This is a genomic window from Anaerovorax odorimutans (assembly GCF_024459955.1).
GTDB classification, from domain to species: Bacteria; Bacillota; Clostridia; order Peptostreptococcales; family Anaerovoracaceae; genus Hominibacterium; species Hominibacterium odorimutans_A.
Window position 1 is genome coordinate 1 of sequence record NZ_JANFXK010000198.1, and the last position, 239, is coordinate 239.

Genomic DNA, 239 nt, shown 5'->3' on the forward strand with positions numbered 1-239 from the left:
TCGCCCTGTTTGCTGTATGTGAGTTTCATCATGGCTCTGGCTCCTTTCTTTTGTCGTGTCGCTTGGTATGGTTTGATTGTATTCCTCTTGCTTCGTTCTTGCAAAGGTACGAACAGTTTTTTCTTCTCTTTGCTGTTTTCTAGCCGTACTTGCAATTTCCCCCAGTACCATCTGCCCAATATCGCTGGTCGCCGTACCGAAAAGATTGACAAGCCCCGGCGTGTTAAACTGCGTCATAT

At 46.4% G+C, this 239-nt stretch carries 1 protein-coding gene; it reads right to left on the reverse strand.

Annotated features, from left to right (window positions below; genetic code table 11):
* Positions 1–239: hypothetical protein (locus NE619_RS18465; RefSeq protein WP_256133919.1), on the reverse strand; the 239-nt coding region annotated here is incomplete at both ends.